Source organism: Streptomyces sp. NPDC031265 (genome assembly GCF_055570295.1).
The window spans coordinates 153,547-174,298 of record NZ_JBVIHM010000001.1 but is presented as its reverse complement, the minus strand read 5'-3'; the positions used below and the strand labels follow the sequence as shown (position 1 = coordinate 174,298).

Genomic DNA, 20,752 nt, shown 5'->3' with positions numbered 1-20,752 from the left:
CCGGGCCCGTACGGCCTGCGCGGCTCAGCTCTTGGCGCGTACGCGTCCGCTCAGCCAGGGTGTGAGCGTGCCGCCGAGGACGAGTTCCTTGTACGTCTCGTCGCCGGGCAGCGGCACCACCAGCCACCACCCCGGCGGGAAGAAGCGGCCCCTGACGTACGCCAGGTCGCCGTAGACCGAGCGGAGGAACGCGGGAACCGCGTCGCGCGGCACGTCGTTGAACTCCACACCGTCGACGGTGATCTTCGCGTCGTCCTCCGTGAAGAGCTGCACGGTGACGGCGGGAGAGCCGCCGAGCTCGACGAACGCCTCGTGCGGAAGCGAGCCGTCCGGGTCCAGGACGGCGAACGCCCCGGCCGAGCTGCGGCGCGAGGAGCGGTCGGCGCCTATGTCGTGGGTGACCTCGACGGCGAGGTGGTGCGCGCGGGCGACCTCGCGGATCGCGGCGACGGCGCTCTCGGTGCTGGGCAGACGCGGATGTGCCATGCCGTCGATCATCCCATCGGAGAGCACGACCTGACCCGGCAGCGGGCCTCACTCGGCAGCGGACCTCACTCCGGAAGGCGCAGGTACTTCGGCGGTACGGAGTCGGTGAGCCACACCCCGTTCGCGCTGATGTGGAAGACATGGCCGTCCCGCCGCATCGCCGCGGTGTCCACGCTCAGGACGACGGGGCGGCCGCGCCGGGCACCGACCCGGGTCGCCGTCTCGCGGTCGGCGGAGAGGTGCACATGGTGGCGGGCCATGGGCCGCAGCCCCTCGGCCCGGATCGCGTCCAGGCTGCGGGCCACGGTGCCGTGGTAGAGGTACGCGGGCGGCTCGGCGGCCGGCAGGCCCAGGTCGACGGCGACGGTGTGGCCCTGACTGGCCCGGATCCGGTCGCCCTCGATCGCGAACCGGCGCTTGTCGTTGACGGCGACGACATGGTCGAGCTCGGCACGGGTGATGGGGAAGCGGTGCGCGGCAGCCGCCCGCAGCAAGGTGCCGATCTCGACCCAGCCGTGCGGGTCGAGGGTCAGTCCGATGCGTTCGGGCTGGTGGCGCAGGTGTTTCGACAGGTATTTGGACACCTTCACGGTGCGTCTGTCGTCCGGTGTTTCGGCCATGCCGCCAGGGTGCCGGGCAGGGACCGTCCCGGCACCCCATTTTCCCTCGGCGTCACGCCTTGAGCTGCTCGGCCGCCCAGCGGGCCCACTCTTCGTGCATCGCGCTGAGCCGCTTGCCGTACTCCAGGGCCAGCCGGCCGTGGAGGGAGAGCGGGTCGTTGTCCCACTCGATCGCGGCCTCCGCCTCCCGGAGGCCGGCGAGCTGGCGGGCGGAGCGCTCGGCCTCGGTCAGAAGGTACGTCTGCGCCTCCAGCGGGGTGAGGAGGCCGAGGAAGAAGACGCGCAGCAGAGAGTCGCTGCGGCGGGTGCGGGAGGGCTCGGTCTCGGTGAGCCAGTGGCGCAGCTCGGCCCGGCCCGGGTCGGTGATGGCGTACTCCTTGCGGCCCCGGGGGCCCGCGGACGCCACCTCGATCAGGCCGGAGTCGGCGAGCTTTCCCAGCTCGCCGTAGACCTGGCTCTGGGTCGCCGACCAGACGTGGGAGAGCGAGGTCTCGAACAGTTTCATCAGGTCGTAGCCGCTGGCCGGACGTTCGGCCAGCAGCCCCAGGACCGCGTGACGAAGGCTCATGACCTCAACTTTACATTCCACTCTTGACACGTCAATGCAGGAACCTCTAATTTTGACATGTCGAAGTTGGAATGTGGAGCGGGCGAGAGCCCGACGAAGGGGGACTCCCATGAACTACCTGCGCGGTTTCATCCCGTGGATCGTCTTCGCCGCCGTTGGCAGCGCGCACTGGCAGTGGGGCGCGGTCGCCGCGCTCGCCGTGGGAGCCTGGCTGTTCTACACCGACCGCAAGGGCGGTGCGGCGGCCGACTCGCTGATTCTTGAGCAGTCCACCATCGCCTTCTTCGCCGTGCTGAGCGTAGTGGCCTTCGCCGCGCCGGACAGCGGCCTGCGGGAGTACGGCGGGGCGCTGGCCACCGGCTGGCTGGCCCTCACCGCCTGGGCGACGCTGGCCGTCCGGCGGCCCTTCACCACCGGGATAGCCAAGCGGCAGGCGCCGCGCGAAGTGTGGAGCAACCCGGTGTTCCTGCGCATCAACGTGGTGCTGACCGCCGCCTGGGCCGCCGCCTTCACCGTCACCGCCGTCGGGCTCGCCGTCATCCACGCCGAGTCGCTGGGCAGCACCGCCGCGATAGCCGTGCAGGTCGCCGGGTTCGCGCTGCCCGCACTCTTCACCGCCAAGTACCCGGAGAGCGCCCGACGCTCCGCTCAGGCCGCCAAAGTGACTGCAATCACGGAGTGATGGCGGTCAGTTAGGTTTGATCCACAGACAAGTGCGGTTATCCACAGGGTTTGTGACTATTCTGTGGACAACGGTCGGGCCGCGAGAGCGTCCAACGTACGGGACTGAACCTCCCGTTCGGCCGCGGCGGAGATGAACGCGGCGACGTTCTCCGGGCCGACCAGGGCCTGTACGGCCCGGACCGTGTGCGCGGCCAGGGTGACCGGCCCGGGGTCGGGATCGGCCGGGACTGCCGGGGCCGCGGCGCCGAGGTGCTGCTGAAGGTGCCGGGTGGCGAACAGGCGCATGGCCCGGGCCAGTTCGGCGTCGACGGTCTGTTGGGCGAGCGGGCGCAGCCGGCGCACTAGGCCGGCGGCCTCGGCGGCCTCCGCGTCGGTGGGCGGCCGGTGCCCCAGATAGCGGGCGAAGACGTGCTCGGTGGTGAAGTCGAGGAAGCGGGCCGCGATGTGCTCCACCTGGCCGCGCAGCTCGCGCAGATGCCCGGAGATGGCGTCCAGGGGAACCCCGGCCGCGTGAAGCTCGGCGGCGACCGCCAGCTCCTGCGGGCTGGGAACCAGGAACTCGCGGTCGTTGCCGGGGATGCGTTCCAGGATGCCCAGTTCGACCGCCTCGGCGACGGCCTGGTCGTCGGGCTCGCCGCCGAAGGTGGCGTCGAGATCGTCCCGGGAGATCCGGGCGGCCTCCTCGTCGGTCCAGGGCCCGTTGACCTCGGCGACCAGGCCGAGGACACCGCCGAGGCCGCGGCCCGCGTCCCAGGCCTCCAGGAGTTCCTTGATGGAGGCCAGGGTGTAACCGCGGTCGAGCAGATCGGCGATCTGGCGCAGTCGGGCCAGATGGGCCTCGCCGTACACATTGGACCGGCCGCGGCGCTCGGGCCTGGGCAGCAGGCCACGGTCCTGGTAGGCGCGGATCGTACGGACAGTGGCGCCGCTCGCATGGGCCAGGTCCTCGATGCGGTACTCGGACGAGGAGGGGAGGGAGTGTGGCCCCGCTTGCTGCGGCGCAGGCTGGACCGCCTGCTGGACGGCTTGCTGAGCCGGTGACTGGACCGGAGCCGGGACCGGGGGCTGGAGGGCCGGCTGGGCCGTCGGCCGGACCGGAGGCTGGGCCGGCACGGCCGAGGGCACCGGGGCGTGGGCCGGCGCCGCCGACGCACCCGGCGCCGCCGACGCACCCGGCGCCGCCGACGCACCCGGCGCCGCCGATGACTGTGTTGCTGGCTGCCCGGACAAACCGTCTCCCTCTACCCCAGGGCGGCGCGGCCCACCGCACCCGCTGCCGCACGGGCCGCCGGCGAGGTCGCGAGATATTCGACGGCCTTGCGCAGGGAGCCCTCCTGCGAGGGATGGTACGACCGCCGGAAGTAACGGGGTATGGCCGCGCCGAGCTCCTTCCAGCTGGGCAGCAGCCCGCGCCGTACCGCCCCGTTGTGCTCGCGCAGCGAGTAGCGCAGCCGGCCGGCGAGCTGGGGGTCGTGGCGGATCAGATAGGAGGCGCCCCACCCCCACAGCCAGAGCAGCACCGGGGCGACCACGACCATGCCCTCTACCCGGCGGGCGTAGCGGGGCAGGCCCTCGCCGCCGCAGTGCTGGTACATGTCGAAGGCGACGGCACGGTGTTCGACCTCCTCGGCCCCGTGCCAACGCAGCAGGTCGAGCATGACCGGGTCCGAGCCGGCCAGGTCGAGGGCTTCGGCGTGCAGCACCCAGTCACCCAGAACCGCGGTGAACTGCTCGATCGCGGCGATCAGCGAGAGCCGGAAGCGCAGCCACTCCTGGGCCGGTATCGGCGCGCCGAACGGGGGCCGCTCACCGAGGAGTTTGTCGAAGAGGAAGTCGACGTGGCGGGTGTAGGCGGCGGTGTCGAGGCGCTGCTTGGCGAGGTGGTCGAGGACGTAGGCGTGCTGGACGCTGTGGGTGGCCTCCTGGCCCATGAAGCCCTTGACGTCCTTGAGCAGTGTCGGGTCGGTGACCAGCGGAAGGGCTTCCTTGAAGACCTTCACGAACCACCGTTCGCCCGCTGGCAGGAGCAGGTGCAGAACGTTGATGACATGGGTGGCGGTGGGCTCGTCCGGTATCCAGTGCAGGGGGGTCTCGTGCCAGTCGAACGAGACCCGCCGCGGGGTGATCCTGTACTGCTCCGGACCCGCGCCCTCCAGTCGGTTTGGGCTCACAGCGGTGGCTCCAGTCGGGCGATCGCGCGCAGGGTGCGGGGCGTGAAGCGGGACATGAGGTGGGCGCCGCGGGCCTCGGGCGTCACCGGCACCACGGCCTGGTTCTTCACGACCGCGCGCAGGATCGCCGTGGCGACCTTCTCCGGCGGGTAGTTGCGCAGGCCGTACAACCGGGCGGACCTCTTCTGGCGGCGCTTCTCCTCGGTCTCGTCGACCCCGGCGAAGCGGGCGGTGGAGGTGATGTTGGTGTTGACGAAGCCGGGGCAGATGGCGCTGACGCCGATGCCCTGCCCGGCCAGTTCGGCGCGCAGGCACTCGCTGAGCATCAGCACCGCCGCCTTGGTGGTGGAGTACGCGGGCAGCGCCTTGGAGGGCTGGTAGGCGGCCGCCGAGGCGGTGTTGACGATGTGGCCGCCCTGGCCGCGCTCGGTCATCTGCTTGCCGAAGATCCGGCAGCCGTGGATGACGCCCCACAGATTGACGTCGAGGACCTTCTTCCAGTCCTCGGTGGTGGTGTCGAAGAACGAGCCGGAGAGGCCGATCCCGGCGTTGTTCACCAGGACGTCCACGATGCCGTACTCGGCGGCGACCTTCTCGGCGAGCTTCTCCATGGCCTGCTCGTCGCTGACGTCGACCGTCTCGGCCCAGGCCTCGGGGGCGCCGATTAGCCGGGACATGTCGGCGGTCCGGGCCGCACCCTCCGCGTCCCGGTCCACGGCGACGATCCGCGCCCCGGCCTCCGCGAACGCGAAGGCGGTGGCGCGGCCGATGCCGCTGGCGGCGCCGGTGATGAGGACCAGCTGTCCGCCGAAGCGGTCCGCGTACGGGCCGGTGGCTACGGCGTCCTTGGCCGGGACGCCGTCCTCGTTGGCGGTGATGAACTCGGTGATCCAGGCGGCCAGGCGGTCGGGCCGGGTGCGCGGAACCCAGTGCTTGGCGGGCAGGGTGCGGCGGACCAACTGGGGCGCCCAGAGCTCCAGGTCGTCGTAGAGCCGCTCGGAGAGGAACGCGTCGCCGGTCGGCGTGATCAGCTGCACCGGCACGTGTGCGTACGCGTCGGCGCGCGGTCGGCGCAGCCGGGCCCGGATGTTGTCCCGGTAGAGCCAGGCGCCGTGCGCCGCGTCCTGGGGCAGGGAGGACGTGGGGTAGTCGCCGGAGGGGACCTTCTCCACCCGTTCGAGGATCCTCGGCCACTGCTTGCCGAGCGGGCCGCGCCAGGCGAGCTCGGGAAGGACCGGGGTGTGCAGCATGTACACGTACCAGGACTTGGCGCCCTGGCCGAGCAGCTGGCCCACCCGGCGGGGGGTCGGGCGGGTCATCCGGCTCTTGATCCAGTGCCCGAAGTGGTCGAGGGAGGGGCCGGACATCGAGGTGAAGGAGGCGATCCGGCCCTCGGTGCGCTTGACGGTCACGAACTCCCAGGCCTGTACGGAGCCCCAGTCGTGGCCGACCAGGTGCACCGGCCTGTCCGGGCTCACCGCGTCGACGACCGCCAGGAAGTCGTCGGTCAGCTTCTCCAGGGTGAAGCCGCCGCGCAGCGGGGCCGGAGCGGTCGAGCGGCCGTGGCCCCGTACGTCGTACAGCACGACGTGGAAGCGCTCGGCCAGCCGGACGGCGACCTCCGACCAGACCTCCTTGCTGTCCGGATAGCCGTGCACGAGCACCACGGTCGGCTGCTGCGGATCGCCGAGTTCGGCGACGCACAGCTCGATCCCTCCCGTGCGCACCCAGCGCTCGCGCGCGCCCTCCATACCGTTGCCCGCCCGGTCTCCCACGCTCACGCCGCCTTCTCCTCGGCCCAGCGCCGCACATGCGGCAGATCGTCGTCCAGCCAGAACGCGCTCTGTTCGGGGTCCTTGGAGTCGGTGACGACCAGGATCTCCTCGAACTTCGCGCCCGTACCCCGGAACCCGAGGTGCGGCTCGACCGCCCACAGCCCCGGCCGGGGCGGGTGGTCGGAGAACTTGTAGGGACTCCACAGCGGCGACCAGCCGTCGCGGTGGCCGTGCAGCGCGTCGCCCGCCAGGCCCTTGAGGGACTGGGTGCCGAACCCGAAGACGTTCGGCGACCAGCGGCGCTCCTTGACCTGGTCGACCTTGTGGGCGATCACGCCGAACGGGTACGCGCGGTGCCGGTTGGCATAGCCCTGGCGGACCATGAGCCGGTCCACGTCCTCGTAGATCTCGCGCAGCGGCCGCTGCTCGCGGACCTCGCGCAGGATCAGCTCCCGGTGCGCCTCCAGATCCGCGAGGAGCCGGTTGTGCACGGGGTTGAGGCCGAGGCAGCCCGAGTAGCCGATGTCGGCCGTGAAGCCCCTGTGGACCGGGGCCATGTCGAGGATGAACGGCATCCCCGCCTCCAGCCTCCGGTTGGTGGGGAAGAACTGGAGCGGGATGCGGAAGTTCACGAACGCCGTGCGGTCCCCGAACCAGGCGAACGGCAGATGGAACCAGTCCCGCACGCCGCGCTCGCGCAGCCACTCCCGCTGCATGCGGGCCGCCTCGCGCTCCGTCACACCCGGCTTGAGCTGGGCCGCGACGGCCTCCGCGCACTCGTAGGCGAGCCGCTGCACTTCCCTGAACCCGCTGAGCCGCGCGTCGAGTTCCGTCTTGACCGCCGTTGGCATCGCGCCCACACCCCTGTCGTCGTACGCGTGCGTAACTTGACACTGATGAATGTGACAATGCCCGGCGGCTACGTCAAGGGTTCTGCGTCCGCCTGTGGACAACGACCGCGTTGTGGACAACCCGATGCCCCTTCGGAGGGCGTTTCTCGGGGTTCCGTCACTCTTCCGTAGGGGGCACCTACGGGTCCGTACCTCTGGAGGCGGACACGGATACAGCCGCCTGGTCTGACGATCGATGTGGTCTGCGCCACTACCTTCGAAGTGTGAATGTGATCGCGACCGAAAGCCTGAGCAAGCGGTTCCCCCGGGTGACCGCGCTTGACCGGCTCTCCTTGGACATCGGGCCCGGTGTGACCGGCCTGGTGGGTGCCAATGGAGCCGGCAAGTCGACGTTGATCAAGATCCTCCTCGGCCTCTCCCCGGCCACGGAGGGCACCGCCGCGGTGCTCGGCCTCGACGTCGCCACCAGCGGCGGCGCGATCCGTGAGCGCGTCGGCTACATGCCGGAGCACGACTGTCTGCCGCCCGACGTCTCGGCCACCGAGTTCGTCGTGCACATGGCGCGCATGTCGGGCCTCCCGGTGACCGCCGCCCGCGAGCGCACCGCCGACACCCTGCGCCACGTAGGGCTCTACGAGGAGCGGTACCGCCCGATCGGCGGCTACTCGACCGGTATGAAGCAGCGCGTCAAGCTCGCGCAGGCGCTGGTCCACGACCCGCAGCTGGTCCTGCTCGACGAGCCGACCAACGGGCTCGACCCGGTCGGCCGCGACGAGATGCTCGGCCTGATCCGCCGCATCCACACCGACTTCGGCATCTCCGTCCTGGTCACCTCGCACCTCCTTGGTGAGCTGGAGCGCACCTGTGACCACGTAGTGGTCATCGACGGCGGCACGCTGCTGCGGTCCAGCTCCACCAGCGACTTCACCCAGACCACCACCACCCTCGCGGTCGAGGTCACCGACTCCGACACGCACCCGGACGGCGCCGAAGCCGTGCGCGGCGCGCTCGTCGCGGCCGGCATCACGCTCCACGCGGGCGTGGAGGAAGGACTGCCGGGCGCCGGGCACATCCTGCTCGTGGAGGCGGCGGGCGAGGAGACGTACGACGTGGTGCGCGACACCGTCGCCGGGCTCGGCCTCGGGCTCGTACGGATGGAGCAGCGCCGCCACCACATCGCGGAGGTCTTCAAGACCCCGGCGCAGGCCCCGGAGCCGGTCTCCGAGCGCGCCGCAGCCTGGGCAGCGACCGCCGCCGCACAGCAGAACGGAGGCGGCAGCCATGGCAGCTGAGGCCGCAGGGACTCGGATGACACAGAACCAGATCGCCCAGACCCAGATCCACAACATCGGCTACCGGGACTACGACGGCCCGCGCCTGGGCCGGGCGTACGCACGGCGCTCGCTCTTCTCGCAGTCGCTGCGCGGGGCGTACGGACTGGGCCGCAGCGCCAAGTCCAAGGTGCTGCCGATGCTGCTCTTCGCGGTGATGTGCCTGCCCGCGGCCATCATGGTCGCGGTCGCCGTCGCCACCAAGGCCAACGACCTGCCGGTGGACTACACGCGCAACGCGATCCTGATGCAGGCCGTCATCGGCCTCTTCATCGCCGCGCAGGCCCCCCAGACCGTCTCACGCGACCTGCGGTTCCGTACCGTGCCGCTGTACTTCTCGCGGCCCATCGAGCGGGTGGACTACGTCCTCGCCAAGTTCGCGGCGATGGCCTCGGCGCTCTTCATCCTCACCGCGGCGCCGCTCGTCGTGCTCTACGTGGGCGCACTGCTCGCCAAACTCGACTTCGCGGACCAGACCAAGGGGTTCGCACAGGGACTGGTCTCCGTGGCGCTGCTCTCGCTCCTGTTCGCCGGCATCGGCCTGGTGGTCTCGGCGCTCACCCCGCGCCGCGGCTTCGGCGTCGCGGCCGTCATCGCCGTGCTGACCATCTCCTACGGCGCGGTCTCCGCGGTCCAGGGCGTCGCGTTCGACCAGCAGTCCACCGGGGTCATCCAGTGGCTCGGGCTCTTCTCCCCCATCACGCTCATCGACGGGGTGCAGACCGCCTTCCTCGGCGCGACCTCGGCCTTCCCGGGCCGCGAGGGGCCGGGCGCGGGAGCCGGCGCGGTGTATCTGCTCGTCGTCCTCGCGCTGACCGCCGGCTCGTACGCCGTCCTGATGCGCCGCTACCGGAAGGTCGGGCTGTGACCACCATCGACATCGACCACACCTCACGCTGGTTCGGCAACGTGGTGGCCGTCAACGACGTCACCATGTCGGTCGGCCCCGGGGTGACCGGACTGCTCGGCCCCAACGGCGCCGGAAAGTCCACGCTCATCAACATGATGGGCGGTTTCCTCGCTCCCTCGACGGGAAGCGTGACGCTCGACGGGCGCCCCATCTGGCGCAACGAGGACGTCTACCGGCAGATCGGCATCGTCCCCGAGCGGGAGGCGATGTACGACTTCCTGACCGGCCGCGAGTTCGTCGTCGCCAACGCCGAGCTGCACGGGCTCGGGGCCAGGGAGGCCCAGCGGGCGCTCGCCACGGTCGAGATGGAGTATGCGCAGGACCGCAAGATCCAGACGTACAGCAAGGGCATGCGCCAGCGCGTGAAGATGGCGTCCGCGCTGGTCCACGACCCTTCGGTGCTGCTGCTCGACGAGCCGTTCAACGGCATGGACCCGCGCCAGCGCATGCAGCTGATGGAGCTGCTGCGGCGGATGGGCGCCGAGGGCCGCACCGTCCTGTTCTCCTCGCACATCCTCGAAGAGGTCGAGCAGCTCGCCGCGCACATCGAGGTGATCGTGGCCGGGCGGCACGCGGCGAGCGGTGACTTCCGCAAGATCCGCCGGCTGATGACCGACCGCCCGCACCGCTATCTGATCCGTTCCAGCGACGACCGCGCGCTCGCCGCCGCGCTGATCGCCGACCCGTCGACGGCCGGGATCGAGGTGGACCTCAAGGAGGGCGCGCTGCGCGTCCAGGCGGTCGACTTCGGGCGGTTCACGACGCTGCTCCCGCAGGTCGCGAAGGCGCACGGGATCCGTCTGCTGACCGTCTCGCCGTCCGACGAGTCGCTCGAATCCGTCTTCTCCTACCTCGTAGCGGCCTGAAAGGAGCTGTGAGCGTCATGTACAACCCCACAGTCGCCCGGCTCACCTACCGGGCCCTGCTCGGCCGCCGCCGGGCCGCCATCCTCTGCGTGCTGCCGGTGCTGCTGATCGTCATCTCCGCGGCGGTACGGTCCTTCAGCGGCGCCGACGACCAGGTCGCGGCCAATCTGCTCGGCGGGTTCGCGCTCGCCACGATGGTCCCGCTGATCGGCGTCATCGCGGGCACCGGAGCCATCGGGCCCGAGATCGACGACGGCTCGATCGTCTATCTGCTGGCCAAACCGGTGAAACGCCCGACGATCATCCTCACCAAGCTGATCGTGGCGATCGCGGTGACCATGGCCTTCTCGGCCGTCCCCACCTTCATCGCCGGAATGATCCTCAACGGCAACGGCCAGCAGATCGCGATCGCCTACACGGTCGCGGCCCTGGTGGCCTCGATCGCGTACGCGGCGGTCTTCCTGCTCCTGGGCACGGTCACCCGGCACGCGGTGGTCTTCGGCCTGGTCTACGCGCTGGTCTGGGAGAGCCTGTTCGGCAACCTGGTCCCGGGCGCGCGCACGCTGAGCGTCCAGCAGTGGTCGCTCGCCCTCGCCGAGCGGATCGGCACGAACGGCTTCATCACCTCGGACGTCGGCCTGCCGGCCGCGGTCGTGCTGCTGACGGCGGTCACGGTCCTGGCGACCTGGTACGCGGGCCAGAAGCTGCGGACCCTGAAGCTGGCCGGGGAGGAGTGAGGCGCTGGGGGGGTGACGCGCGCCGAGGTGTGAACTCCGGAGCAGGTGTCACCCTCCCGCGACCCGGGCGGCGGTCTTCCGGCCCCGCCCGGGTCATCATCGAGGGATGACGACGCTTCACGGTCCGGGCACGCGCCGGGCCCCCGAGCCGGCCCGGCCGGTGCGGGCCTGGGTGCGCTCCTCGCCGGGGACGCACATCTGGCTGCTGGTCATCGCGATCACGAGCATCGTCATCGAACTGTCCAGCCAGGGCCTTGAGCACTATCTGCTGCACCGCAACAGCAGCAACATCCACCAGCTCACCAAGCACCCCGCCCAGTCGTTGTTCACCAGCGCGTTCTGGATCGAGAACCCGTCCTCGTTCCTGCTGTACCTGGTGCTCTTCGAGCTGGTCCACGCGCCGGTGGAGCGCTGGATCGGCACCGTACGGTGGCTGGTCGCGGTCGCCGCAGCCCATGTCGCGGCCACGCTGATCAGCCAGGAAGTGATCCTGTGGAGCATCCAGAACCACGAGGTGCCCAGACGGATGGCGCACGTGGTGGACATCGGGGTCAGCTACGGGCTCGCCGCTTCGGCGGGGCTGCTGGTGTACCGGCTGCCGCAGCCGTGGCGGTGGCTCTACCTCGCGTGCGTGGTCGCGTTCTTCGGGGTCCCGCTGCTGACGGGGGCCACGTTCACGGACATCGGGCATGCGGTCTCGCTGGCCATCGGGCTGGCCTTCTGGCCGCTGACCAGGGGTAAATCGGTGGCTTCGAACGGGCGTGCGGTGCACAGTGGTTGAGGGCCCCAGGGCAGACCGCTTCGAGCGCGCTACGGCGCGGGTCACGCCGGGGCACGGGGATCAGTAAGGGGCGTCCACCCATGGCGGACGCCCCTTACTTCCCCTTACTTCTGCCCGTACAGGCGCTCTCGTAAGGGCGCTCCCGTACGTACGCCCTCACGCGCCCAGCAACTGCTCCAGGACCACCGCGATCCCGTCGTCCTCGTTGGACGCCGTGATCTCGTGGGCGACGGCCTTCAGCTCGTCGTGGGCGTTGGCCATGGCCACGCCGTGCTCGGCCCAGCCGAACATCGGGATGTCGTTGGGCATGTCGCCGAACGCGATCGTGTCCGTCGACCGGCAGCCGAGCCGGCGCGCGGCCAGCGACAGGCCCGTCGCCTTGCTCAGGCCCAGCGGAAGCAGCTCCACCACACCCTCGCCCGCCATCACCACGTCGACGAGGCTGCCGACGACCTGGCGCGCGATCCGCGCCAGCGCGTCGTCACCGAGCTCCGGGTGCTGGATGTAGACCTTGTTGAGCGGCGCCGACCACAACTCGGCCACCTGGTCGAAGGCGACGACCGGCAGCGAGCCCTCGTGGACCCGGTAGCCGGGGCCGACCAGCACCTCGCCGTCGAGCCCGTCCCGGCTCGCGGCCAGCGCCAGCGGGCCGACCTCGGCCTCTATCTTCGAGAGCGCGAGCCCCGCCAGCTGGCGGTCCAGCGTCACCGATGTCAGCAGACGGTGCTCGCCCGCGTGGTAGACCTGCGCGCCCTGGCCGCACACCGCGAGGCCCTGGTACCCCAGGTCGTCCAGGATGTGCCGGGTCCAGGGCACCGAGCGGCCGGTCACCACGATGTGGGCCGCGCCCGCCGCGGTGGCCGCGGCGAGCGCTTCACGGGTGCGCTCCGAGACCGTCTCGTCGGAGCGCAGCAGCGTCCCGTCAAGATCGGTCGCGATCAGCTTGTACGGGAACGGCTTCCCCGGGGCGATGCTCACTTGGCGATGGGCTCCAGCACCTCGCGGCCGCCCAGGTACGGGCGGAGCACGGCCGGGACCCGCACGGAGCCGTCGGCCTGCTGGTGGTTCTCCAGGATCGCCACGATGGTGCGCGGCACCGCGCAGAGCGTGCCGTTCAGCGTCGACAGCGGCTGGACCTTGCTCTTGCCGTCGGCGTTGTCGCGCATCCGTACGGACAGCCGGCGCGCCTGGAAGCTGTCGCAGTTGGAGGCCGAGGTCAGCTCGCGGTACTTGCCCTGCGTCGGGATCCACGCCTCGCAGTCGTACTTGCGCGAGGCCGAGGAGCCCAGGTCGCCGGTGGCCACGTCGATCACCTGGAAGGGCAGTTCGAGGCCGGTCAGCCACTGCTTCTCCCAGTCCAGGAGCCGCTTGTGCTCGTTCTCGGCGTCGTCCGGGTGGACGTACGAGAACATCTCGACCTTGTCGAACTGGTGGACCCGGAAGATGCCCCGGGTGTCCTTGCCGTACGTACCGGCCTCGCGACGGAAGCACGGCGAGAAGCCCGCGTAGCGCAGCGGCAGCTTGTCCGCGTCGAGGATCTCGTCCATGTGGTACGCGGCGAGCGGGACCTCGGAGGTGCCGACCAGGTAGTAGTCGTCCTTCTCCAGGTGGTACACGTTCTCCGCGGCCTGGCCGAGGAAGCCGGTGCCCTCCATGGCGCGCGGGCGGACCAGTGCCGGGGTGAGCATCGGGATGAAGCCGGCCTCGGTGGCCTGCGCGATCGCCGCGTTGACGAGCGCGAGCTCCAGGAGCGCGCCGACACCCGTCAGGTAGTAGAAGCGCGAGCCGGAGACCTTGGCGCCGCGCTCGACGTCGATGGCGCCCAGCGCCTCGCCGAGCTCCAGGTGGTCCTTGGGCTCGAAGCCCTCGGCCGCGAAGTCGCGGACGGTGCCGTGCGTCTCCAGGACGACGAAGTCCTCCTCGCCGCCGACCGGCACGTCCTCGTGGACGATGTTGCCGAGCTGGAGCAGGAGGCGCTTGGCCGCCTCGTCCGCCTCGTTCTGCTCGGCCTCGGCGCTCTTGACGTCGGCCTTGAGCTGCTCGGCCTTCTGCAGGAGCTGGGCGCGCTCCTCGGGCGAGGCCTTGGGGATGAGCTTGCCGAGCGCCTTCTGCTCGGAGCGCAGCTCGTCGAAGCGGACGCCGGACGACCTGCGCCGCTCGTCGGCTGAGAGCAGGGCGTCGACGAGCGCGACGTCCTCTCCACGGGCGCGCTGGGAGGCGCGAACACGGTCGGGGTCCTCACGGAGCAGGCGAAGGTCAATCACCCCTCCAGGCTACCGGTGCGGATCCCTGGCACCCCACCGGATATCCCCGCCACGCCCGTTCCGCGTGTTGGTTTGCCCGAATTGACCGTATTGAGAAATGTGGCGGGGGAATTCCGGGACGGGCGTCAATAAAGGCAGTCCTTTTCCCTGAAAAGGGGTGCTTTCCGGACTTTCGTTGACCCGAATCCCTTGCGGCTCAAGGGGCTTGTCCACAGAGGCGTCCGGGTCGGGAAAGTTATCCACAGGGTGTGGGGACTTCCTGTGGACCGCCAGGAAGATCCCTTCCGTGGCGCGATGCGGGGCCAAGGATTCCCAGTTCGCACCCCTACCACACACTCATTCGGGTGGGAATTGCTCGCCCTAAAGAGTTGATCGAGGGAATTGGGGTGACATCGTCCCTGCTGATCTTCTGTGGACGGATGTGTCGTCACTAGAGTTATTTGTCGACTCTGTCTGGTTACGTTGTCGACTTACCCACAGGTCGAGAAGAGAGCCTGTGGATAACTTTTGTGGACAGTGAAAATCAGCAGGTAGGACCGCGGGCGGAGCCGGTGGAAAACGTGCTCAGGCCCGGCCGTCCTGGCTGCGGGCCAGCCACTCCGCCGCCGCCACGAACTCGGCGTCCGAGGTCCCCGGCCGTACCGTCCGCACCTCGTCGGCCGTCACGCCCGCACGCGGGTACGAGCCGAGGAAGCGCACCTTCGGGCAGATCCGCTTCAGCCCCATCAGCGCCTCGCCGACGCGCCGGTCCGAGATGTGGCCCTCGGCGTCCACCGCGAAGCAGTAGTTGCCGATGCCCGCACCCGTCGGCCGGGACTGGATGAGCATCAGGTTGACCCCGCGTACGGCGAACTCCTGGAGCAGTTCGAGCAGCGCGCCCGGGTGGTCGTCGCCCAGCCAGATCACCACGGACGTCTTGTCCGCCCCGGTCGGCGCGGCCGGCCGGGCCGGCCGGCCCACCAGGACGAACCGCGTCTCCGCGTTCTCCGCGTCGTGGATCTCGGTGACCAGTGGCACCAGACCGTACGTCGCCGCCGCGAACTCGCCCGCGAACGCCGCGTCGAACCGGCCCTCCTGGACGAGGCGGGCGCCGTCCGCGTTGGACGCGGCCGACTCCCACAGCGCCTCGGGCAGATGCGTACGCAGCCAGTTGCGCACCTGCGGCTGGGCCACCGGGTGCCCGGTCACCGTCTTGACGTCCGACAGCTTCGTCCCCGGCCGCACCAGCAGCGCGAAGGCGATCGGCAGCAGCACCTCGCGGTAGATCATCAGCGGCTCGCCGGAGGCCAGCTCGTCCAGGGTCGCGGTGACCCCGCCCTCCACCGAGTTCTCGATGGGCACGAGCGCGGCCGCGGCCTCCCCGTTGCGTACCGCGTCGAGCGCGGCGGGCACGGACACCATCGGTACCAGCTCACGGGTCGCCGCCTCCGGCAGCGTGCGCAGGGCGGCCTCGGTGAAGGTGCCTTCGGGACCCAGATAGGTGTATCGCGTGGCGGACATACTCGTCACCCTAATGGCCTGCCGTCACGGGCGAGGGCCGTCTCGACCGGTCAGGACTCCAGCAGCAGCTGGCCCACGTACTCGCCCGCGCGCGGGCCGCCGGGCACCGCGAACAGGCCGCTCGACTCGTGCCGGATGAACGCCGACAGCGCGTCGCCCCGGTCGAGCTTGCGCTGCACGGGCACGAAGCCCCGCAGCGGGTCGGCCTGCCAGGCGACGAACAGCAGGCCCGCGTCCGGCACCCCGTCCGCCGAGAAGCCGTCGTGGTACGAGAAGGCGCGCCGCAGCATCGCCGCGCCGCCGTTCTGCTCGGGCGCGGAGATCCGGGCGTGCGCGTTGTCGGGGATGACCAGCTTGCCGTCCGGGCCGAACTTGTCGAGCTGCATCGCGGTGGTCTCGGTACCCCCCGAAAGAGGGGCGCCGTTCGCCTTCTTGCGGCCGATCACCTGCTCCTGCTGGGCGAGCGGCACCTTCTCCCAGTCGTCCAGCAGCATCCTGATCCGGCGCACCACCGCGTACGAGCCGTTCGCCATCCACGCCGGCTTCCCGCTGTCCGGGACGAAGATCCGCTTCTCGAAGTCGGGGTCGGAGGGCTTGGGGTTGCCGGTGCCGTCGATCTGGCCCATCAGATTGCGGGCCGTCATCGGCTTCTTGGTGGCGCCGGGCGTCCGGTTGAAGCCGTTCATCTGCCAGCGCACCCGGGCCGCCGCGCCCGCGTCCTTCTGGAGCGCGCGCAGCGCGTGGAAGGCCACCAGGGCGTCGTCCGCGCCGATCTGCACCCACAGGTCGCCGTTGGAGCGCTTGGCGTCCAGCCGGTCCGAGGAGAAGTCCGGCAGCGGGTCCAGCTCGACCGGGCGCTGCGCCACCAGGCCCGTACGGTCGAAGAACGTGCGGCCGAAGCCGAAGGTGACGGTGAGCGAGGACGGGCCCGCGTCCAGCGCGACCCCCGTGTCCGCGCCCGTCGCCGCGCCCGCCATCAGCGCCTTCGCCGTCGCCGACCAACGCCGCAGCAGCGCCGCCGCCTCCTTGCGCCCGGCGCCGGGTGCGAGGTCGAAGGCGACCAGATGGCCGCAGGCCTGAACCGGCGTGGAGATCCCCGCTTGATGTTTCACGTGAAACGGGACCTCGGTGGAGCCGACCGAGGACAGCTCGGTGGCCCCCGACCCGTTCGACTCGACGGCGGCGTGGACGAGCGCGCCGCCCGTCGCGCCCAGTGCGACACCGGCCGCGCCCACCGCTCCCACCGTGCCGAGCAGGCGCCGACGGGTCATGTCGAGGGACTCGCCGGTGTCTTCGGCGCTCTTGTTGATCTGGTCCGTCATGTGGTCGTACTCAGCCGATCTTGATGTTCTTGTCCACGGTGACCTGGTCGATGTCGGAGGTCCGCACGGTCACGGACACCTGCCACTCGCCCGGCATCGGAAGCTGGACGCCGCTCGCGCTCCAGTGTCCCCGGGTGATGCGCTCGGGCTCTACGGGCAGCGGGCCGATCGCCTTGGCGGTCAGCGTGAACGCGACCTTCACCTCGGCCGCGTCCAACGGTTTGGCCGCGGCGTCGTCCGTCCACACGTGCATCTCGTTGGCGCCGGTGCGGCCCGGGTCCAGGGTGAGGCGGACCGTGCCCTTGCCGTTCTTGCCGCCGGTGTCGAAGGGGATGCGGATGCTGATCGGCCGGTCCGGCACGGCCACCTGGGTGGTCGACTGGGCGGCGGCCGCAGCCTCCTGCGTACGCCCCGGCTCGGTCGACGACAGGATCGTCGCCACGGCGAGCACCGCCACCGCGACCCCGGCCTCGGTGAGCACCGAGCGCCGCAGCCCCGACCGCTGCGGGTCGGCGTCGCGGATGCGCTTCTCGCGCGCGACCGTCACTGCGGCCTGCTGGCGGGCCAGCTGCTGGGCGCGCTTGCGGTCGGCCGGGTTCTTGGCGTCGTCGGGCACGGTCACCGGCTCCGGCTCCTCGGAGAGCTCCGGCTCGGCCGCGCGCTGCTCGACGATGGACGCCGCCTCGGCCTCGGGGGCCGCGTGCTCGGAGAGCTGCCCGGTCCAGCGGCGCGAGATGTACGCGGCGGAAAGGAGCACCGCGATCAGTCCGGCCTTGACGAGCAGCAGCTGCCCGTAGCCGGTCCCGGTGAGCGCGGACCAGGAGCCGACCTGCCGCCAGGCCTGGTAGACGCCGGTCGACACCAGGACGGTCACGCTCCAGAAGGCGATCCGGGAGAACCGCCGCACCGCCGCCCGCTCCACCGCGGGCGTCAGGTGCAGCGCCACCAGCAAGGTCGCGAGCCCGCCCAGCCAGGTCGCCACGGCCAGCAGGTGCACCACCGCGACGGGCATCGCGAGCGCCGTCTGGATGCCGGTCGAGGCGTGCTCGGCGAGCGCCCAGGTGGCGGCGATGCCGGCGGCCACCACGAAGCCGCCGATGGCGAGCCCGTAGGTGAGGTCCTTCTTCTCCTCGTCCTCGCGCTTGGCGTACGCGCCGAACAGTACGGAGATGAACAGCGCGGCGGCGCTGAGCAGCAGCAGCCGGGAGCTGAGCGCGGCACCCGACTTGGTCTGCAGGACCGCCTTGAGCCCGTCGAGGTCGAAGGCGTCCGAGAGCTGCCCGGAGCCGGTGTAGGGGGTCCGCAGGAGCAGCAGCGCGATGGTGGCAGCGGTCATCGTCAGCCAGCCGCCGACAACGAGCCGCTGCACCGGGCGCACCGAGGCGCCCCGCTGCCAGCACGCCAGGATGAAGGCGCCGCCGCCGGCGAAGAGGATGAAGCCGGCGTACGCGGCGTAGCGCATGGTGTCGTACAGCGCGCCCACCAGACCGCCGCCGACGTCCGGGGCGGACAGCGAGACGGTGGTCTTGGAGGGGGCGCCGATGGAGAACGTGAAGGCGCCCGCGACCGGGTGGCTGTCGGCCGAGACGGCCTGCCAGGCCACGGTGTAGGTGCCCTTGGGCAGCCCGTCGCGCAGGCTCACTCCGTACTTCACGATGGAGCCGCTGCACAGGTTGAGCAGTTCGCCGGTGTCGGCGCGCTTGCCGTTCGGGTCGAGGACCCGGATGGACTTGTCGTCCATGGCGACCTGCTCGGAGAAGGTGAGGTCGACGTCCTTGGGGGCGGAGGCGACCACCGCCCCGTCCTTCGGATTGGTCGCGGTGACCGCGGCGTGCGCCGAGGCGGGCGAGGCGGTCGCGAACACCGCGCCGAGCAGGGCGGCCGCGACGAGCAGCAGCCGGGCCAGGGCGGTTCCGAAGCGTGGGGCGGTGGCCGTCATCGTCTGTTCAGTCCCTCATCCCTCAGTGGTGCTTCGGGTTGTAGGTGGATTCCTTGACCGGCAGTTCGACCCGGACCGTGCCGACCTTCTCGAAGTGCAGGTCGACGGCGACCTTGTCGCCCGGCTTCGGCTTCTTCTTGAGGCCCATGAACATGATGTGGTTGCCACCGCGTTCGAGGTCGAGCTCGCCGCCCGCCGGGATGTCGAAGGTCTTCACCTCCCGCATCTTCTGGTCCTTGGTCGCGTGCATCGTGATGTCGTCCGAGACGTCACTGGTGACCTTGGTCAGCTTGTCCGCGGTCTTGCCGTCGTTCTTCACTACCAGGAAGCCGCCGGCCATGTCCGCGCTCACCGGCTCCGGCATGAACGCCTGGCCGATCTTCAGGTTGGGCGTGCCGTCGGAGCTGTCGGACGAGCAGCCCGCCAGCGCCATCCCGGCGGTCAGGGCTATGGCGGAGACGAGAGTGGTGCGGCGGTTCACGGGTTTTCTCCAAGAACGATCTTCGGCAGGTCCTTCGTGTAGTCCTCTGGGGTGGCGGTGTCGCCGTACAGGACGTACCCCTGGTCCGTCTTCGGCGAGAAGGCGATGACCTGGGCGCCGTGCATGGACACGACGTTCCCGTCCTTGTCCTTCGTCGCCGGGTCGATACCGATGCCGATCGAGCGGGCCCCGGCCTGGATGGTCGGGAAGTCACCGGTCAGACCGATGAACGACGGGTCCAGCCCCTTGAGCCACTTGCCGAGCGACTCGGGGGTGTCCCGGTCGGGGTCGGTGGTCACGAAGACGACCTGGAGCTTGTCCTGGTCGGCCTTGGGCAGGCGCTTCTTGGCGATGGCGATGTTGCTCATCGTCAGCGGGCACACGTCGGGGCACTTGGTGTAGCCGAAGTAGATGAGGGTCGGCTTGCCCTTGGTCCGCTCACGGAAGTCGAACTTCTTGCCCTGGGTGTCGGTCAGGACGAAGTCCGGCTTGGTGAACGGCCGGTCGAGCACGGTGCCGGCCTTGTTGCTGGTGTCGGCGGAGACATCGGTGACGGGGCTCTTGGCCTTGTCGTCGCTGCCACCGCACGCGGTCAGGGAGAGCGCCGCCGCCACCGCGAATGCGATGGCAGCCGGCACGTACTTGGTGCGCATGGGGAAAGTTTCCGGTCGGGGGGAGGGGCCTGGCGGGGATTACGCGGCCCGGCGGCGCCCGGCGAGCACGCCGAAGGCCACACCGGCGACGCCGACGACGATGCCCACGACGCCCAGGACGCGCGCGGTGTTGTCGGTGTCCTTGGAGTCCGAGGCGGCCTCGGTCTTCTTGTCGTCGTGCCCGGCCATGTCGTCCTTCTTGTCGTCGGACGCGGGCGCGGCTCCGCCGTGGTGGTCGGCGGCGGCGGCGGACAGCGTGAGCACCGGCGCCGGGTTCGCCGGCTCCTCGGCGCCCTGCTTCTGCTCCTCGATCCAGCGGACGGTCTCGCCGTTGCTGTACGTCTGGACGGCCTTGAAGACCAGCTTGTCGGTGTCGGTGGGCAGCGCGCCGATGGAGAGCGGGAACTTCTGGAAGTAGCCGGACTCGATCTTGCCGCCGCTCCAGGTCACCTTGGTGACGGCCTCGTTGATCTGCTTGCCGTGCACCGTCAGCGGCTTGTCGAGCTTGGACTTGGTGACCTCGACGGTCCAGCCGGGCAGGGCCTGGGGCTGCACGGACGCCAGCGGGTGGTCGGCCGGGAAGTTGACCTCAAGCTTCACGGTCTGGGCGTCGTCGCGCTCGTTGGGCACCTTGAAGTTGACGACGGCGTAGCCGCCCTTCGCGGCCGCGCCCTCGGGCTGCACGCTGACGTGCGCGAGGGCCGGGCCGGCCAGCATCAGGACGGACGAGGCGGCGACGGCACCGGCGATGGCGATACGACGGGAAACGTTCATGGCGGAGACACTCCAGTCAGCAGGAAGGTAAGTGGTGAC

21 protein-coding genes are annotated in these 20,752 nt (G+C 70.5%); 6 read left to right on the top strand and 15 right to left on the bottom strand.

Annotated elements, in window-relative coordinates; translation table 11 throughout:
- Positions 1 to 24: 24 nt before the first annotated feature.
- From ACZ499_RS00825 to ACZ499_RS00815, 3 genes are all read right to left on the bottom strand, one after another.
- Entirely contained in the window at positions 25 to 486 is a 462-nt protein-coding gene (locus ACZ499_RS00825; RefSeq protein ID WP_468670771.1) for a hypothetical protein, read from the bottom strand.
- A gap of 65 nt (positions 487 to 551) precedes the next feature.
- Complete coding sequence (locus ACZ499_RS00820; protein ID WP_468670769.1) at positions 552 to 1,106, bottom strand: RNA 2'-phosphotransferase; 555 nt, start codon at positions 1,104 to 1,106, stop codon at positions 552 to 554.
- 52 nt (positions 1,107 to 1,158) lie between these two features.
- On the bottom strand, positions 1,159 to 1,674 hold the full coding sequence (locus tag ACZ499_RS00815; RefSeq protein ID WP_468670768.1) for a PadR family transcriptional regulator: 516 nt from the start codon (positions 1,672 to 1,674) through the stop codon (positions 1,159 to 1,161).
- Positions 1,675 to 1,783: 109 nt separating this feature from the next.
- On the opposite strand from ACZ499_RS00815, the gene ACZ499_RS00810 reads away from it, so the two are divergent.
- Positions 1,784 to 2,356: a hypothetical protein gene (locus tag ACZ499_RS00810; protein WP_468408230.1), complete on the top strand. Its 573-nt coding sequence runs from the start codon at positions 1,784 to 1,786 to the stop codon at positions 2,354 to 2,356.
- Positions 2,357 to 2,412: 56 nt separating this feature from the next.
- Here the strand turns inward: ACZ499_RS00810 and ACZ499_RS00805 are convergent, their stop codons facing one another.
- From ACZ499_RS00805 to ACZ499_RS00790, 4 genes are all read right to left on the bottom strand, one after another.
- A complete protein-coding gene (locus ACZ499_RS00805) occupies positions 2,413 to 3,309 on the bottom strand; it encodes a MerR family transcriptional regulator (RefSeq protein WP_468672044.1) in 897 nt (298 codons plus the stop codon).
- 290 nt (positions 3,310 to 3,599) lie between these two features.
- Entirely contained in the window at positions 3,600 to 4,529 is a 930-nt protein-coding gene (locus ACZ499_RS00800; protein WP_468670767.1) for a metal-dependent hydrolase, read from the bottom strand.
- A complete protein-coding gene (locus ACZ499_RS00795; RefSeq protein ID WP_468672041.1) occupies positions 4,526 to 6,280 on the bottom strand; it encodes an SDR family oxidoreductase in 1,755 nt (584 codons plus the stop codon). Before ACZ499_RS00795 ends, ACZ499_RS00800 begins: the two co-directional genes overlap by 4 nt.
- Positions 6,281 to 6,306: 26 nt before the next feature.
- On the bottom strand, positions 6,307 to 7,155 hold the full coding sequence (locus tag ACZ499_RS00790) for a M24 family metallopeptidase (protein WP_468670763.1): 849 nt from the start codon (positions 7,153 to 7,155) through the stop codon (positions 6,307 to 6,309).
- A gap of 269 nt (positions 7,156 to 7,424) precedes the next feature.
- Between ACZ499_RS00790 and ACZ499_RS00785 the strand changes: the two genes are divergently transcribed.
- The 5 genes from ACZ499_RS00785 (at position 7,425) to ACZ499_RS00765 (ending at position 11,780) form a co-directional block, all read left to right on the top strand.
- On the top strand, positions 7,425 to 8,447 hold the full coding sequence (locus tag ACZ499_RS00785) for an ABC transporter ATP-binding protein (RefSeq protein ID WP_385536286.1): 1,023 nt from the start codon (positions 7,425 to 7,427) through the stop codon (positions 8,445 to 8,447).
- A 16-nt stretch (positions 8,448 to 8,463) separates the two neighbouring features.
- Positions 8,464 to 9,354, top strand: a complete 891-nt coding sequence (locus tag ACZ499_RS00780; protein ID WP_468408236.1) for an ABC transporter permease — start codon at positions 8,464 to 8,466, stop codon at positions 9,352 to 9,354.
- Positions 9,351 to 10,262, top strand: coding sequence for an ABC transporter ATP-binding protein (locus ACZ499_RS00775; protein WP_385536237.1), 912 nt, complete (start codon positions 9,351 to 9,353; stop codon positions 10,260 to 10,262). Before ACZ499_RS00780 ends, ACZ499_RS00775 begins: the two co-directional genes overlap by 4 nt.
- A gap of 17 nt (positions 10,263 to 10,279) precedes the next feature.
- Positions 10,280 to 10,999: an ABC transporter permease gene (locus ACZ499_RS00770; RefSeq protein WP_385536239.1), complete on the top strand. Its 720-nt coding sequence runs from the start codon at positions 10,280 to 10,282 to the stop codon at positions 10,997 to 10,999.
- Between the two features lie 106 nt (positions 11,000 to 11,105).
- Positions 11,106 to 11,780: a rhomboid-like protein gene (locus ACZ499_RS00765; protein WP_468670754.1), complete on the top strand. Its 675-nt coding sequence runs from the start codon at positions 11,106 to 11,108 to the stop codon at positions 11,778 to 11,780.
- A gap of 156 nt (positions 11,781 to 11,936) precedes the next feature.
- On the opposite strand, the gene ACZ499_RS00760 is transcribed toward ACZ499_RS00765, so the two are convergent.
- The 8 genes from ACZ499_RS00760 to ACZ499_RS00725 form a co-directional block, all read right to left on the bottom strand.
- Positions 11,937 to 12,752, bottom strand: a complete 816-nt coding sequence (locus ACZ499_RS00760; RefSeq protein ID WP_468672036.1) for an HAD family hydrolase — start codon at positions 12,750 to 12,752, stop codon at positions 11,937 to 11,939.
- 2 nt (positions 12,753 to 12,754) lie between these two features.
- On the bottom strand, positions 12,755 to 14,044 hold the full coding sequence (serS, locus tag ACZ499_RS00755) for a serine--tRNA ligase (protein ID WP_468670751.1): 1,290 nt from the start codon (positions 14,042 to 14,044) through the stop codon (positions 12,755 to 12,757).
- Between the two features lie 564 nt (positions 14,045 to 14,608).
- Positions 14,609 to 15,544 carry a prephenate dehydratase gene (gene pheA, locus ACZ499_RS00750; protein ID WP_385536247.1) on the bottom strand — a complete coding sequence of 312 codons (936 nt, stop codon included), beginning with the start codon at positions 15,542 to 15,544 and terminating at the stop codon, positions 14,609 to 14,611.
- Between the two features lie 50 nt (positions 15,545 to 15,594).
- Entirely contained in the window at positions 15,595 to 16,866 is a 1,272-nt protein-coding gene (efeB, locus tag ACZ499_RS00745; protein ID WP_468670745.1) for an iron uptake transporter deferrochelatase/peroxidase subunit, read from the bottom strand.
- A 10-nt stretch (positions 16,867 to 16,876) separates the two neighbouring features.
- Positions 16,877 to 18,805, bottom strand: coding sequence for a copper resistance protein CopC (locus tag ACZ499_RS00740; RefSeq protein ID WP_468670742.1), 1,929 nt, complete (start codon positions 18,803 to 18,805; stop codon positions 16,877 to 16,879).
- 22 nt (positions 18,806 to 18,827) lie between these two features.
- Positions 18,828 to 19,286: a copper chaperone PCu(A)C gene (locus ACZ499_RS00735; RefSeq protein WP_468670740.1), complete on the bottom strand. Its 459-nt coding sequence runs from the start codon at positions 19,284 to 19,286 to the stop codon at positions 18,828 to 18,830.
- Positions 19,283 to 19,939 carry an SCO family protein gene (locus ACZ499_RS00730; RefSeq protein ID WP_468670737.1) on the bottom strand — a complete coding sequence of 219 codons (657 nt, stop codon included), beginning with the start codon at positions 19,937 to 19,939 and terminating at the stop codon, positions 19,283 to 19,285. Before ACZ499_RS00730 ends, ACZ499_RS00735 begins: the two co-directional genes overlap by 4 nt.
- A gap of 39 nt (positions 19,940 to 19,978) precedes the next feature.
- Positions 19,979 to 20,713 (bottom strand): YcnI family copper-binding membrane protein, encoded by a 735-nt coding sequence (locus tag ACZ499_RS00725; RefSeq protein ID WP_468408252.1) that lies wholly within the window; start codon positions 20,711 to 20,713, stop codon positions 19,979 to 19,981.
- Positions 20,714 to 20,752: the final 39 nt, after the last annotated feature.